13 protein-coding genes and 2 pseudogenes are annotated in these 14,412 nt (G+C 70.1%); 10 read left to right on the top strand and 5 right to left on the bottom strand.

Annotated features, from left to right (window positions below):
- Window positions 1-8 precede the first annotated feature (8 nt).
- Window positions 9-596, bottom strand: coding sequence for a universal stress protein (locus EDD90_RS11710; protein ID WP_123972953.1), 588 nt, complete (start codon window positions 594-596; stop codon window positions 9-11).
- Window positions 597-964: 368 nt separating this feature from the next.
- On the opposite strand from EDD90_RS11710, the gene EDD90_RS11705 reads away from it, so the two are divergent.
- The 5 genes from EDD90_RS11705 (at window position 965) to EDD90_RS11685 (ending at window position 6,164) form a co-directional block, all read left to right on the top strand.
- Window positions 965-1,300, top strand: a complete 336-nt coding sequence (locus EDD90_RS11705; protein ID WP_123972952.1) for an SAV_915 family protein — start codon at window positions 965-967, stop codon at window positions 1,298-1,300.
- An 11-nt stretch (window positions 1,301-1,311) separates the two neighbouring features.
- Window positions 1,312-2,646, top strand: a complete 1,335-nt coding sequence (gene lysA, locus EDD90_RS11700; RefSeq protein WP_123972951.1) for a diaminopimelate decarboxylase — start codon at window positions 1,312-1,314, stop codon at window positions 2,644-2,646.
- Window positions 2,647-2,710: 64 nt separating this feature from the next.
- A complete protein-coding gene (locus EDD90_RS11695; protein ID WP_260328721.1) occupies window positions 2,711-3,274 on the top strand; it encodes a potassium-transporting ATPase subunit KdpA in 564 nt (187 codons plus the stop codon).
- Between the two features lie 171 nt (window positions 3,275-3,445).
- The gene (locus EDD90_RS11690) at window positions 3,446-5,401 is read left to right on the top strand and encodes a potassium transporter Kup (RefSeq protein ID WP_123972949.1); all 1,956 of its coding nucleotides are present in this window, start codon (window positions 3,446-3,448) and stop codon (window positions 5,399-5,401) included.
- Window positions 5,402-5,750: 349 nt separating this feature from the next.
- Window positions 5,751-6,164, top strand: a complete 414-nt coding sequence (locus EDD90_RS11685; RefSeq protein WP_123972948.1) for a peptidoglycan-binding protein — start codon at window positions 5,751-5,753, stop codon at window positions 6,162-6,164.
- 710 nt (window positions 6,165-6,874) lie between these two features.
- On the opposite strand, the gene EDD90_RS55320 is transcribed toward EDD90_RS11685, so the two are convergent.
- On the bottom strand, window positions 6,875-7,012 hold the full coding sequence (locus tag EDD90_RS55320) for a hypothetical protein (RefSeq protein ID WP_185149045.1): 138 nt from the start codon (window positions 7,010-7,012) through the stop codon (window positions 6,875-6,877).
- Window positions 7,013-7,445: 433 nt separating this feature from the next.
- Here EDD90_RS55320 and EDD90_RS11675 point away from each other — a divergent pair, with 433 nt between their 5' ends.
- Window positions 7,446-7,991, top strand: a complete 546-nt coding sequence (locus tag EDD90_RS11675) for a hypothetical protein (protein ID WP_260327814.1) — start codon at window positions 7,446-7,448, stop codon at window positions 7,989-7,991.
- 396 nt (window positions 7,992-8,387) lie between these two features.
- Window positions 8,388-8,591, top strand: a pseudogene (locus EDD90_RS57170) ((2Fe-2S) ferredoxin domain-containing protein); the annotation flags it as partial.
- Here EDD90_RS57170 and EDD90_RS55315 read toward each other — a convergent pair.
- Complete coding sequence (locus EDD90_RS55315; protein ID WP_185149044.1) at window positions 8,569-8,778, bottom strand: hypothetical protein; 210 nt, start codon at window positions 8,776-8,778, stop codon at window positions 8,569-8,571. The pseudogene EDD90_RS57170 and the gene EDD90_RS55315 overlap by 23 nt on opposite strands.
- Window positions 8,779-9,169: 391 nt before the next feature.
- Here EDD90_RS55315 and EDD90_RS11665 point away from each other — a divergent pair, with 391 nt between their 5' ends.
- Entirely contained in the window at window positions 9,170-10,639 is a 1,470-nt protein-coding gene (locus EDD90_RS11665; RefSeq protein WP_123972947.1) for an MFS transporter, read from the top strand.
- A gap of 113 nt (window positions 10,640-10,752) precedes the next feature.
- Here the strand turns inward: EDD90_RS11665 and EDD90_RS11660 are convergent, their stop codons facing one another.
- The gene (locus EDD90_RS11660; RefSeq protein ID WP_123972946.1) at window positions 10,753-11,772 is read right to left on the bottom strand and encodes an Lrp/AsnC family transcriptional regulator; all 1,020 of its coding nucleotides are present in this window, start codon (window positions 11,770-11,772) and stop codon (window positions 10,753-10,755) included.
- A gap of 296 nt (window positions 11,773-12,068) precedes the next feature.
- Between EDD90_RS11660 and EDD90_RS11655 the strand changes: the two genes are divergently transcribed.
- Entirely contained in the window at window positions 12,069-12,911 is an 843-nt protein-coding gene (locus tag EDD90_RS11655; protein ID WP_123972945.1) for an SAM-dependent methyltransferase, read from the top strand.
- A 506-nt stretch (window positions 12,912-13,417) separates the two neighbouring features.
- Window positions 13,418-13,627: pseudogene (locus EDD90_RS11645) on the top strand (transposase); the annotation flags it as partial.
- 103 nt (window positions 13,628-13,730) lie between these two features.
- Here EDD90_RS11645 and EDD90_RS11640 read toward each other — a convergent pair.
- Entirely contained in the window at window positions 13,731-14,408 is a 678-nt protein-coding gene (locus EDD90_RS11640) for a response regulator transcription factor (RefSeq protein ID WP_123972944.1), read from the bottom strand.
- Between the last annotated feature and the right edge of the window lie 4 nt (window positions 14,409-14,412).

The following is a 14,412-nucleotide window of genomic DNA, read 5'->3' as shown; positions in this document are numbered from 1 at the left end:
TGAGGACGTCAGATCTCAGGAGGTCGTCGGATCTCAGGCGGCATGGTCTCGCACTCCATCTCCAGGTGACGGGTGTCCAGCCGCAGCCGCCAGGTGTTCCGGCGGTGTGCGGCGGCCAGCGCGGCCTCCAGCGGCGACGGCGGCACGGCGAGGACGGAACAGGCGGCGTGCGCGAGGCAGTAGCGGCCGACCGACGGCCGCAGCGCGCGGCGCAGGAGACGACGGCGCCCGGTGCCGACGACGAGGAGATCGTCGTCGCGGTCGGCGAACCCGACCAGCGCCCGACCCGGGGCACCCCGAGCGACGAGAGCCTGCCCCGCAAGTCCCGTGTCGGCGCTGCCGAATACGTTGCACAGCGCCGCGAGGAGCCGTTCCCGTGCCCGTCTCTCCCACTCCGGGATCAGCTGGGACGCGGCCGGTGAGCGGCGTGCGAGGGGATCTCCGCCGGGCGGCTCCCAGGCCAGCACCGGCCACAGCTCGGCACCCCGGCGCCGGGCCTCACCCACGGCCCGACACAGGGCGGTCAGACTTCCCGGCGAACCGCTCACTCCGACCAGGACTCGTCGCGCGGTTGAGGGTGCGTCGGACTCGGACATCGCTTCACCGTTCCTCACACGCCGACGGGCGGACCCGTCCTCACACGCCGACGGGCCGTCCCGCGTCGGCGAACCTTATGGAAACCACGTCCATCCCACCTCCGCGCCGAGGCCTTCGAACAGCCCGCCGGCCGGTTCTTGGCGTGATTCTGACGGCACCCGCGAAGCCGGATCGGCGCTGGTGTCAGCGCTGCGTCAGCGTTCGCCCGATGCCCGTCAGCGTTGCGTCATGAGCGGGCGGATCACCGCACCGGGCGGGCATAGCGTCATCGGTGAGCCCCCTTCCGCCTCCTCGCGTCCGGGGCCGTCAAGCCACTCGACCCGACCCCACCCGAACTCGCTCGGGTCCCGGTCTCCGGAGGTAACCCATGCAAGACATCCTGTGCGGCGAGGACCCGGAACCTTCTGAACGGTTCCCGGCCGGACCTCTGTTCGTCCCCGTCCGGTCGGGACCCTCGGGGTGTGTGACGCGTGTCTTCCGCACCCCTCTCGGCGACCGTACGGCCGTCGGCTTCACCTCCGAGAACCGGCTGATCGCGACGCTCGGCCCCGGGCAGGCGTGGATCAGGCTCGCCGAGCCCGCGCTGCGCGCGCTGACCGAACCGCTCGGAATCGCCACCGTCACGGTGGATCCCCAGTTCACGGCACGGGCCGCCCGGCCGGTGCACCCCGTCGTCCCCGCGCTCGCTCTGCGCGTCGCCTGAGAGGGGGCACGATGACTTCTGTTCACGACACCGCCGTCACCACCCTCGCCGGTGACCTCTCGGTCTGGCCCGCGTCCACCGCCGAGCCCCGCCCGGGTGACCTGGCGGTGGGCGGAGTACCGCTCGCCGAGGTCGCCGACCGCTTCGGCACCCCCGTCTACGTCCTCGACGAGTCCGAGGTCCGCGACCGGTGCCGCATCTACCGGGACGCCTTCCCCGACACCGAGATCCTGTACGCGGCCAAGGCGTTCCTGTGCCGCGCGATGATCCACTGGATGCAGGAGGAGGGCCTCGGGCTCGACGTCTGCTCGGCCGGCGAACTGGAGCTGGCCGTCACCACGGGCTTCCCCGCCGAGCGGATCGTGCTGCACGGCAACGCCAAGTCCCCGCGCGACCTGGAGTCGGCGCTGCGTCTGGGCGTGGGCCGTATCGTCATCGACAGTCCGTCGGAGATCGCCCGGCTGGCCGCCGCCGTCGGCCCGCACGGCCACCAGAAGGTCATGGTCCGGGTGGTGCCCGGGATCAGCGCGGGCGGCCACGAGAAGATCCGGACCGGTACCGAGGACCAGAAGTTCGGCCTCAGCATCTCCGACGGGTACGCCCAGCACGCCATCGCCCGGATACTCGACCAGCCACAGCTCGAACTCACCGGCCTGCACTGCCACCTGGGCTCCCAGATCACCAGCGTCAAGCCGTATCTGGCCGCCGTGCGGCGCATCGTGGGGCTGATGGCACGGCTGCACGAGCAGCACGGCCTCCTCCTGCCGGAGCTCGATCTCGGCGGCGGACACGGCATCGCCTACCGCCCGGGTGAGCAGGCCCTGGACCTGACCACCCTGGCCCGCAAGGTCCGTACCGAGCTGGCCGAGGCGTGCGCGGCGGCCGGGCTGCCCGTGCCCCGCCTGATCATCGAACCGGGGCGGGCCGTCGCCGGACCTGCGGGCATCGCGCTGTACCGCGTGCTCGCCGTCAAACGCACCGGCTCGCACACGTACGTCGCCGTCGACGGCGGCATGAGCGACAACCCGCGGCCCGCCCTGTACGGAGTCCGCTACGCGCCCCGTCTCGTCGGTCGCCGCACCACCGCGGACCGGGCTCCCGTCACCGTCGTCGGCCGGCACTGCGAGGCCGGCGACGTGCTCGCCACCGACGTCGAACTCCCCGCGGACGTCCGTCCCGGAGACCTGCTCGCCGTCCCGGTCGCCGGTGCCTACCACCTGTCCATGGCCTCCGGGTACAACCTGGTCGGCCGCCCGCCCGTAGCCGCCGTGCGCGACGGACACGCCCGGCTCCTGGTGCGCCGGGAGTCCCTGGAGGACATCCGCAGCCGCGACGTCGGCCTCTAGCCCCGCGTCGCAGCCCTGTTCCCCCTCCGGGCGAGCGACGGCCCGGCCCTCGCCCGGAGGTGAGATCGCCCCCGGCGGCACCGGCAGCGGGCTGTACGGCCTGATCATGGCGGTCATGATCGCCGTCTTCGTCGGCGGCCTGATGGTCGGCCGCACGCCCGAGTACCTGCGCAAGCGGATCGGCTTCCCGGAGATGCGCTACGTCGTCCTGTACGCGCTGGTCGCCCCGACCGCCGTCCTGGGCTGCGCCGCCCTCGCCATCGCGCTGGGGGAGGGGCAGTCGTCCATGGGCAACCCCGGACCGCACGGGCTGACGGAGCTGGTCTACGCGTACACCTCCAACGTCAACAGCAACGGCAGCGCGATGGCGGGCTTCAACGGTGCAACCGAGTTCCACAACATGCTGGTGACGGCCGCGATGCTGATAGGCCGTTACGTCCCGATGGTGTTCCTGCTCGCCCTCGCCGGCCGGCTGGCCCGTCAGCAGCCGGGCGTGGTCACGGTCGGCACGCTCCAGGCCCGCGGCGTGAACTTCGTCGCCCTGGCCACCGGCGCGGCCCTCATGCTGGCGCTCCTCAACTTCCTGTCGGCCCTGTCCCTGGGGCCGCTGGCGGAGGGGCTGCTGTAGACACCCCCGGGCGGGTCGGCATTCCCTCACGCCGGCCGACCCGCCCGGGGCACCGACGTTTCGCGAACCGACACCCCCTCTACCGGCGATCGGACCACTGCATCGGTAATGTCCGCACTGATGCACGGGACCGGGCCGTCCGCACGACGGCCCGCGAGGAGGAGGTTCGTCATGGCCGACAGTCGGCAGGAGACCGCGTCGGCGGGGCCTGAGGAGGCCCACAGACAGCTGGCGCGCGACTCGGTGCGGCTCGCGGTGGTGATCGGCGCCCTCGGCGTGGTCTTCGGTGACATCGGGACCAGCCCGATCTACACCCTCCAGACCGTGTTCAACCCCGACGACCCGCACCCCGTCCCGGTCTCCACGCAGAACGTCTACGGCGTGGTGTCGCTGGTGTTCTGGTCGGTCATGATCATCGTGACGGTCACCTACGTACTGCTGGCGATGCGCGCCGACAACGACGGTGAGGGCGGCATCATGGCGCTCATCACCCTGCTGCGGCGCTGGTCCTCACAGCGGGGCAAGCGGGCCGCCACCGTCCTGGCCGCGCTGGGCATCTTCGGCGCGTCGCTGTTCTTCGGCGACAGCATGATCACCCCGGCGATCTCGGTGCTCTCCGCGGTCGAGGGGCTCAAGGTCGTCGAGCCGTCCCTGGACAGCGCGGTCGTCCCCATCACCGCGGTGATCATCGTGATCCTGTTCCTGGTGCAGCGCCGGGGCACCGCGGCGGTCGGCCGGGTGTTCGGCCCGGTCATGATCGCCTGGTTCCTTGCCATCGGCGCGTGCGGCGTCGTCGGCATCACCGAGCACCCGGACATCCTCCGGGCGCTGTGGCCGAGTTACGCCCTGAGCTTCCTGTTCGGCCACTTCGGGACCGCCTTCTTCTCGCTGGCTGCGGTCGTGCTCGCGGTCACCGGCGCCGAGGCGCTCTACGCCGACATGGGGCACTTCGGCCGCCGGGCCATCACCCGCGCCTGGCTGCTCCTCGTCTTCCCGGCCTGCATCCTGAGCTACCTGGGCCAGGGCGCGCTGATCCTCGACGACCCGAAGAACATCAGCAGCCCCTTCTTCCTGCTGGTGCCCGACTGGGGCAGGTGGCCGATGATCCTGCTCGCGACGGCGGCCACGGTGATCGCCTCCCAGGCGGTGATCACCGGCGCGTACTCGGTGACCTCCCAGGCCGCCCAGCTCGGCTACCTCCCGAGACTGCGGATCGCGCACACCTCCGAATCCACCATCGGCCAGATCTACGTCCCCTGGATCAACTGGCTGCTGATGGTCTCGGTCCTCACCCTGGTCTTCGCCTTCCGCAGCTCCGCGGCGCTGGCCTTCGCGTTCGGTATGGCGGTCACCGGCACCATCACCATCACCACACTGCTGTTCTTCTACGTCGCCCGCGCGAAGTGGGGTGCGCCCAAGTGGCTCATCGGCATCGGTGCCGGCGTGCTGCTCTTCGTGGACCTGCTGTTCGTGGCGGCCAACCTGACCAAGCTGGTCCACGGCGCGTGGCTGCCGCTGCTGATCGGCCTGACCACGTTCACCGTCATGACGACCTGGCAGCGCGGCCGCAGCATCGTCACCGAGGAACGGGCCCGGCACGAGGGCTCCCTGCCCGAGTTCATCGCCGCCCTGCGCACCGGGACGGAGCCGACACGCACGGTCCCCGGCACGGCCGTCTTCCTCAACCGCGGCAAGGAGACCGCGCCGCTCGCCCTGCGGGCCAACGTCGAGCACAACCACGTACGGCACGAGCAGGTCGTGATCCTCTCCATCGAGACCGAGCCGGTGCCCCGGGTCCCGGCCGACCAGCGCCTTGCCGTGGACGGCCTCGGCTTCACCGACGACGGGATAGTGCATGTCACCGCCCGCTTCGGCTACATGGAGACACCGGACGTGCCCGCCACCCTGGCGATGCTCGAACCCGCCGACACCGAAGGGCCGTTGGACCTCGACCAGGCGTCCTACTTCCTCTCGAAGATCGAGCTCCGCCGAGGCAAGGCCCCGACGATGGCCCCTTGGCGCAAGCGCCTCTTCATCGCCACGTCCTACATCACGGCCGACGCCGCCGAGTACTTCGGCCTCCCCGGCGACCGCACGGTCATCATGGGCTCCCACATCGAGGTGTGACCGCGCCCGTCGCCGACAGGCCACCGGACATCCGAACTCACCGAGCGACCGAGCGGTGCAGGCCCGGGTACGGGCGAAGCCGCCGCCGCTCGGTGCTCGGTGAGTTCGGATGTCCGCCTCCCATCGATCCATCACCAGTCCCGGCAGGTTTTGTCCCCGGGTTACCCGGGCGGGGTTGGTTCATGGTGAAGACCGGCGTCAGAGTGATCCGGCGAAGGCGCAGCAGCGACCAGGGGCAGCCCGTGGAGACGGTTGGCATGGTGATCCAACCCACGGATACGACAGGGGGGTTCATGCCATCCGAGAGAATCCCGGCGCCCGCGCCTACCTACACACGTAAAGAGGCCTGATGAGGCATGCCCGCGCACTCCGCCGCGCCACGGTGATCCTGGCTGCGGTCGTCCCGATGGGACTCGGCACGACGACGGCCCATGCGGACCCTGGAATCCCGGACGTCGGCTACGGGTACGCCAACAACGCCGAGTCGGTCCGCTGCGTCCAGTTCTTCGTGAACAACTACCTCGACCTGCACCTCCTGGTGGACGGCAAGTTCGGCCCCCAGACCGAGAACGGGGTCAAGCAGCTCCAGAAGTACTCCAACTACCACTGGGCCACCACCTTGCTGGCGGTCGACGGGATCTTCGGCAAGAACACGGGCGAGGTCGTGCTCGAGCACATCAAGCGGTATCCCGGGTCGATCGACTACGCAAAGGCCAGCCACTGCGCCCACTACGTCCCCTCGTACAACGTCGTCCTCAACTGACGCCCGTCGGGAGTCCAGCCGAGCTGGATGAGCCTTCGCGACTGCCGCTCGCAAGGCGACGGAGTGCATCACGCCATGCTGGGCAGGGAGCGGCGGTCGACTGTCAATGACGCGAGGGGCTGCCGGGTTGTCCGACCGGCGATCCCGAGCTATGGAGAGCGAGTCGTCCCATTTCCCGGCTTCATGCAGGTCAGCAGTGCTTTCGCGCGGTGGGCGAAGAGGTGGGCCGCGCGTTCGGTGGACAGTGCCAGGGCTCGTTCGGCGGTGGCCCCGGGTGGTGGCGGCGGGTTCACCGCGGGCCTGTAGCACCCGCGCCCGTAGCAGGAGCAGCAGGCCCTCGGCGTAGCGCCGGCCGTGTGTGCCGAGGGCCGAGCCCGCCCGGTCGAGGGCTGCGGCGGCTTCGTCCAACCTGCCAGATCGCATTCTGCCTGTCACTGTCATGCTCGCCCGCTGAACAAGCGGCTGACCCGTCACCGCCAGCGGTACACCCCGGAGACAGAGGCGCAACACAGGGGTGGGAGGGAGCAGTGACATTCTCAAGCACCGGGATACGTGTCTTCTCGGCGCCGCGCCGGCCGGCACAGCTCCCGGGGTGAGCATGACGCGCGGGCCCGGCTTCCCGCGGCTCCCGGGCAGCTGTGACTCCCGGAGACCCCTATGGCGCGGACGAGATCCGGACCGTAGATCGTGCCCGTTCCAGGGCAGGAGCATCAGTCACATTCGGCCTGTTCCGGGGCCGCCTGTTCCTGCGGAGGCGGTGACGGCGGGAACAGACGATCTTCCAGAGCAGGCAGCCCGAACAGCAGAAGAACCGGCACCACCAGGGCGAGCAGAGCTATCACGATCACGGCGCCTCCACACGAAGCTGGCGATCACGACTGTCACTTGACGGCAAGCAGGCCACGTTCACCGTGCGACCGAACGGGTGATGCCGCACCTGGGCACAGGGTCCGTGTAGGCCGAACGGGTGAAGTGTGGTCGGATGTGGCTGGGCCGGGCGACCGCGTCGCCCCGTGCGTGATCGCGCCGGACCGACCTCACCAGCGCTGTCGAGGACGTCAACGGGCTCATCCCGGCAACGACCATCGCCTTCGGCAAGCACGCCCTCCACCGCACCGGCCGCGACACCTGTGCCGGCAGTGGCATCGCTGAACGTCGGGGTAAAGGTCCCCGCCGACCTGGCCGCGCTCGCAGATCGCTGCCCAGCGGTGCACTCTGGAAGCCGTGGGCTCCTGGCAGCAACGCTCTTCGGACCTCGGGCGGACGTGACAGTCACGTCACATGGGCCTGCTGATTCCGGTCGTGCTCATCGTCCTGATCACGGCCGGGGACACCGTGACCCCCACGGACATCGTCCTCGGCCCCCTGCCGGTGATCGCGCCCGCGCTCACCGCGTGGTTCGAGGGCCCCTGGACGACGGCCGGCACCGGAGTCCTGGCTGTGGCGGCCCAGGCATTCGTCGGCTGGCGGTCCGGCCTGCTCTTCTCGCGGAACGTGATCGTGCAGATCATCGCCCTCGCGGTGCTCAGCGCACTGATCGTGGTCATGTGCGCGGTGCGAGAGCGGCGGGGTCGCCAGCTGGCGCCGGTGCGGTCGGTTGCCGAGGCCGCTCAACACGTGCTGCTGTGGCCCTTGCCGAACCGGCTGGGTACTCTGCGGCTCGCCTGTCTCAGTCTGGCCGCCGAGGACGAGGCCGAGATCGGCGGCGACCTGTATGCGGCCGCGCGCACCGAGGGCGCGGTCCGCCTGATGATCGGCGACGTGCGGGGCAAGGGCCTGCCCGCGGTCGGCGAAGCCGCCCTCGTGCCCGGTGTGGGCCGGCTGTGACCCTGAGGCGCTGCTCCATCACGCCAGGCGAGACCTGATCACTCATACCGGCGGACGCCTCGGCGGCGACGTCGCCCTTATCGCCCTCAACCGTGCCCCCACCGCACGCTCGGGGCACCACCTCGAATAGACGCTCACACCCAGTGGGCCCCACCGCTGTCCCGGATCGCCCAGCCACCGAGTCGGGGCTCGCGAGACACCGCGCGGTCTCACCTCCCAAGCCCCTGGAAGCGTGATATGCGGGCAAAAGAACCGGCCTGTCCGTCATCTGATGACCTGCGCGAAGGCCGACCATTGTCATGCGGGGACGACTGTCGGTGACATTCCCGGATGCCTTCCGGATCCATCCGGCACAGCCTGATGCAGGTGGGTGATCAGCCCACGGCGCGTCCCCACGTGTGCGAACACGCCAACGTGATCGTCGTCCAGCCCTCCGCCGCCGCCCGCGCCGCAGGAGCCCGCCAGGTCTGGCTCGGCCTCGTCAACGACCCCGACGCCACCGACGACATCACCGCCTGGGTGCGGGCCGGCGGGCCCGGCGTCGCCCCCTGCCCCGACATCCTCGGCCTCTACGTCTTCACACCGCCCCGCAGACCACGTGCGGCTCTGGCCACTGAGAGGGGCCACGAACGGTGGAGGGCCGAGTACCTGCCTGCTCCGCCAGCACCTCGCCCTCTCGGGGCGGTACGACGGGGGTCTCGACCACGCCGAAGTGCTCCGGCTGGGGCAGCCCGGTCGGCTTGGTCAGAAGGCGGACTTCTCTCTGGGGGGCGGGCAGAACTGCCATGCACGCTCCTGAACAGGATGAACGTAAGGGAGTTGAGCCCCAGGACACCGACGGTGGCCGGGGAACTCCAGCGTGCGGTGATCACGCCCGGCCGCTCCAGTGGCGACGGCGGACTGGAGCATTTCTTCCATCCGGGGCGCCCTGTTGAAGGAACCTCACACCAAGGGCGTGGCCTCACGTGCGCACGACGGTGTCGGTGACCACGGGCACGCACCCGCCAGGGATGTGCGAAATCGACACCAGGGGCGGTACCGATGGAAGGAATCCACCATCTCCCGGCCCTGGCTGGAGTGCCTCGTTCTCCCGCCCCCACGCTGAGTCGTGGTCGGCCCCGACGCCCCGCCGACCGGGGCCGGGCCGGCGTGTCGACAACGGTGGAGAGGAACCCCCGATGACTGCTGAGCGTGTGCTGACGCCGACTCCCACGGCGTACCGATGGCGGTGGCCGGCGCTCACCGCCCTGCTGCTCGGTGAGGCGATGAACCTGCTGGACGCGACCATCGTGCAGGTCGCCGCACCGAAGATCCACGCCGACCTGGGCGGGTCGGTGTCCGACATCCAGTGGTTCACCACCGCCTACACCCTGCCGTTCGCGGTGCTACTGATCACCGGTGGCCGGCTCGGTGACATCGCCGGCCGCAAGCGGCTGTTCGTGATCGGTGTCACCGGATTCATGATCGCGTCCGCCGCCTGTGCCGCGGCGCCCACGGTGGGGCTCCTGATCGCCTTCCGCGTGGTGCAGGGAGCCGCGGCGGCGGTGATCATCCCTCAGACCATCGGCCTGATCAAGACGATGTTCGCCGGTCCCGAGATGTCCAAGGCGCTGGGCAGCATCGGTCCCGTGATGGGCCTGGCCGCCGTGTGCGGGCCGGTGCTCGGCGGCGTGCTCACCCACGCCGACCTGTTCGGCTCCTCGTGGCGCGCGGCGTTCCTGGTGAACGTCCCCGTGTCGCTGGTCGTCCTCGCGATCTCGCCCAGGCTGATGGAGAACCGTGCTCCCAAGCGGCCCACTCTCGACCTGACGGGTACGTTGCTGGGCATGGCCGGGATCGGGCTCGTCGTCCATCCGCTGATCGGCGCCGACCTGACCGCCCTGTCGGGGTGGAGCTGGGCGGCCATCGCGGCAGGGCTGTGCCTGATGGCCGGGTTCGCGGTGCACCAGCGCGCAGTGGCCGCAGCCGGGCGCAGCCCGCTGGTGGAGCCGAGCCTGTTCGCCGACCGCGGCTTCCCGGCCGCCCTGGTGACGTCGACGGCCTTCTTCGCCGTCACCAACGGTCTGATGATGGTCATCGTGCTCCAGCTCCAACTCGGTCTGGGCACCGACGTGTTGAAGGCCGGTCTGACCCTCGCCCCGTGGTCGGTGGGGCTGGCCGTCGCCTCCTGGGTGGCCGGTGCGCACCTGGTCAAGCGCTACGGGCACCGCATGATGTCCCTCGGGCTCGCCGTCCTGCTGGTCGGTGCGCTCGCCGCCATCGCCGTCTATCACGCGGCGGACCCGGACACGTACCCGACGCCGTTGCTGTTCGCACTCGGGGTCGTCGGACTCGGGGTCGGTCTGTTCAGCCCAGCGTTTTTCACCATTGCGCTCAAGCCGCTTCAGCCGCAGGAGATCGGCTCGGCCGCGGGTCTGCTGAATGCGGTCCAGCAGCTGGGTGCGACGCTCGGGGTGGCGGTCCTCGGCAGCGTGTACCTGGGCAGCGCGCGTGACGGTGGCGCGTCGGCGGCCCTGCACGCCGTCCAACTCGCGTTCTGGGTCGCCGTGGCGCTCGTCGTGGTCAGCTTCGCGACCAGCCGGATGATGATCGACAAGAATGCTCCGGCCGGGGCCGGGGCCGGGGCCGGGGCCGGGGCGGGGCACTAGCCGAACCGTTTCCGTCATGGCGTGTGCGGCGGCCTCCGGGCCGCCGCTTCGGCGTGCCTGTGCCCTCCGGGCCACAGCCCCTCAACTCCTCAACCCCTCAGCCCCTCAGTCCCTCAGCTCCGGGCGCGAGCCGGGGCGGGCGGCATTCTGGTGCGGGCCAGATCCGTGATGATGGGGCTTGCCGCCTTGAGGTTCTGCAGGACCGGGCTGGTCTCCAGGCCGTGGATCGCGTCCAGGGAGCCCAGCCGCCGGGCCAGGTAGCGGTGCAGGTCGGCAGGGTCGCGGCAGAGGGCCTGGGCCACCAGATTGGTGGGGCCCGTGGTCGCGGCGACGTAGGCCAGCTCGTCGTGGCCGGCCAGGGTCGCGGCCACGTTCTCGATGTGCGCCGGGCTCACCGACATCCACAGCAATGCCCTTGTGTTGGCGCCGAAGCGCCCGGTGTCGACCTCGACGTCGAAGAAGATGGCGCCGCCCGCCTGCAGATCTGCCAGCCTGCGCGCCACCGTGACCGGAGACCAGCCGGTCGCCCGGGCAAGCTCCGCGTGGGTGGCCCGTCCGTCCTTCTGCAGGGCCATCAGCAAGTCGGTGTCGCCCTCGGTGAGTTGACGCGGCACGGGTACGTATGAGGTGTCGGCCGCCTCGTTCTCGCGCAGGACGCGCTGCTGCTCGTCGTCCAGCGCGTTCGCACTGCGGCGCCAGTTCGTCGGTCCGCCGAGGTAGGTGTGCAGGATGCAGTGCGCGGACACCGCGGTGATGTTGCTGGTCCGCGGAATGTCCCGCAGCAACAGGGAGTTGTGCGCGCCTGCGTCGGTCGGTGTGTGGATGATCGCGACGATCTCGGTGCCGCCCGAGGTGAGTTTCACCCACGAGGTGTCCTGCCGGCGCACCAGCGCGTAGGCAAGGTCCTGCGCCGAACTCGCCGCCGCGGTCAGCCGGACGAGCCACTGCGTCTGGCCCGCCTGGTGGGGATCAGGCAGTCCGACGACCCGTAAGGACGCCTCGGTGCGCAGCCGGCGGTAGCGCCGGGCGACGGTCTGCGGCGAGACGTCGAGGGCGGTGGCGATCTGGCTGAAAGGTGCGCGGCCGTCGATGTGCAGAGCGTGGATCAGGGCACGGTCCAGGTCGTCCAGCATGCACACATCCTTCAATGGGGACCTGCTCCGTGGAATAAACTTGAAGATAGCGCAGAGCACGCTACCATCGCAGCCCCAAGGCCCCGCAGAATTCCGTCAGTTCACCGCTCGGGCCGTAGATGCCCGGGTGTAGCGGAGCACGCACGGCGAACGGACAGGCCCTCTCAAGGGCTCTCTTTACCGCCTCAGTTGCCAGGCAGTATTCGCTGATTTCGACGGGGTGTTTCACGGCCGGCGATCAACCTGTGCAGCCTCGCTCCTTTTCGTTGAATCGAACTCGTCTTGGGGAGGATTTTATGGTGCAGGTGAAGGCACCCTCCGGCGGAGTCGGGCAGACCGCACTCTTCATCGCGTGGATGCGGCAACTGGAAAGCGAGCGTCCGGATGCACTGTTCCGGGACCCGCTCGCGGCCGCGATGCTTTCGGCACTCTCAGAGGATCGGGTCCTGGCCGACGTGGCCGAGGTGATCAAGCAGACGCACCACAGCGCTCGCGGTTTCCCCACGTACTTCGCGGTACGCACGAGGTTCTTCGACGACGAGATCCTCGCCGGGGTTCGGAGTGGCGTCCATCAGGTCGTCACGCTGGCCGCCGGTGTGGACGGGCGTACCGTACGGCTGGACCTGCCGGCCGGGACCCGCTGGTTCGAGGTCGAGCTGCCCGAGATGACCAGGTTCAAGGACGCTCTCGTCGAGGGCTCCGGGCTGCCGCCGGCCTGTGAGCGCGTCGGGGTCGCGGCCGATCTGCGCGAGGACTGGCAGTCGGCCCTGCGAGCTGCGGGTCCCGAACTGCCCACGGTCTGGCTGGTCGAGGGCCTGCTCATGTACCTGACCGACGCGGCCGGGGAGGCGCTCGTCGCCGGCCTCACCGAACTGTCCGCGCCGGGCAGCCGGCTCATGCTGGAGCACCTCAAGGCGGCCATGCTGGAGGAGGAGGGCAGGCCCGTGCGCGAACGCGTCGAGGAGCAGGGCGCCAAGTGGCTCTCCGCCCGCGACGACCTGGCGGAATGGCTCGGCGGCCACGGCTGGCGGGTCCGGGTGTACGCGGGCGACGACGCGCGCATCGGCCACGGGCGTACGGTGGCTCCGCTTTCGGCCTGCTGGCTGGCGACCGCGGAGCTCACCCGTCAGGAACACTGAGGGAAACGCTCTCCCGCGCTCGATCAATGATTCGGAATTCTATGTTCCGTCGTGGAGCGCAGTATTCCTCGCCATCGCCACGATATTTGGCCGAGACGTGCTGTGTGGCACAGGTTTTCCGGAAGTGTCGCGCGTGGGGGGCGCTGGGCATGATCGCCCGCGGTTTCTTTCCCTGCGGTTTGTCGCCCTGTTAACCGGGCGGTACGGCTCCGGATTTCGATCGTATTGCATCATGCTTGGCGGGATTTCCCCCTCCAGAACCCGGAATGCGGGAGTCCCAGGTCGTCGACGACGAGCACCACCGGCCGGCCCACTGACACCCGGCCTACGAGCGCGACAGTCTGCTCGAACAGGCGGAACTGGGTGCCGCTGTCCGGCAGCACCGGCGTTGTGGGAACGCGCCCCTGCGGCCCCAAGAGGCGGCCGAGTCCGCCGACGTGCCGCTCCCGGCGCGCTGTGGCAGGCAGACTGCCGAGGATCCCGCCGACGGCCTGCACGTCCACGCGCTGATCGCGGTCGGCGTCAACGCCGATGGCCACCGCGAGATCCTCGGCCTAGACGTGGCCACCGCCGAGGACGGCGCCGGCTGGCTCGCCTTCCTGCGCTCCCTGATCGCCCGCGGCCTGTCCGGCGTCCAACTGGTCATCTCCGACGCCCACACGGGCCTGGTCAACGCGATCGGCGCCACCCTGCCCGGCGCGAGCTGGCAGCGATGCTGACGTCGGCATCGGTCGACATCGAGAACGAGGACCCGGTCCAGGACGCCGTCGAAGGCGTCACCGACGCCCCGCAGAGCGGGCGCCGAGCATCGAACCCGGTTCAGGGTTGGGTCTCTCCGGCGCGGACCAGGCCGCTTTCATAGGCAATGACGACGAGTTGGGCGCGGTCGCGGGCGCCGAGTTTGGCCATGGCGCGGTTGGCGTGCGTCTTGACGGTGACGGGGGTGACGAAGAGGCGTTCGGCGATCTCGCCGTTGGACAGGCCCGTGGCGATGAGGGTCATCACCTCGCGCTCCCGCGGTGTGAGGGTGGCCAGGCGGTGGGGGTCGGCGAGCGAGCCGGGGGATGGCTGGGTGAGGAACCGGGCGATCAGTTTCTTCGTCGCGACGGGGGAGAGCAGTGCCTCGTCCGCCGCGACCAGCCGGATGGCGTCGAGGAGTCGGGCGGGTTCGATGCCCTTGCCGAGGAAGCCGCTCGCACCTGCCCGGAGTGCTTCGACGACGAACTCGTCGACCTCGAAGGTGGTGAGGACGAGCACTTTCACGCCCGCCAGGTCCTCGTCCTGCCCGATGAGCCGGGTGGCCTCGATGCCGTCGACCTCGGGCATGCGGATGTCCATCACCACGATGTCGGCCCGCTCGGAACGGGCCAGTTGTACGGCTTCGTGGCCGTTGGACGCCTCCGCGACGACCTCCATGTCGGGTTGCGCGTCGATGAGCAGCCGGAAGGTGCCGCGCAGGAGGGCCTGGTCGTCGGCGAGCAGGACGCGAATCGTCATGGGC

Origin of the sequence: Streptomyces sp. Ag109_O5-1 (genome assembly GCF_003814875.1) — a bacterium.
GTDB classification, from domain to species: domain Bacteria; phylum Actinomycetota; class Actinomycetes; order Streptomycetales; family Streptomycetaceae; genus Streptomyces; species Streptomyces sasae.
This window is presented reverse-complemented; position numbering and strand designations above follow the sequence as displayed.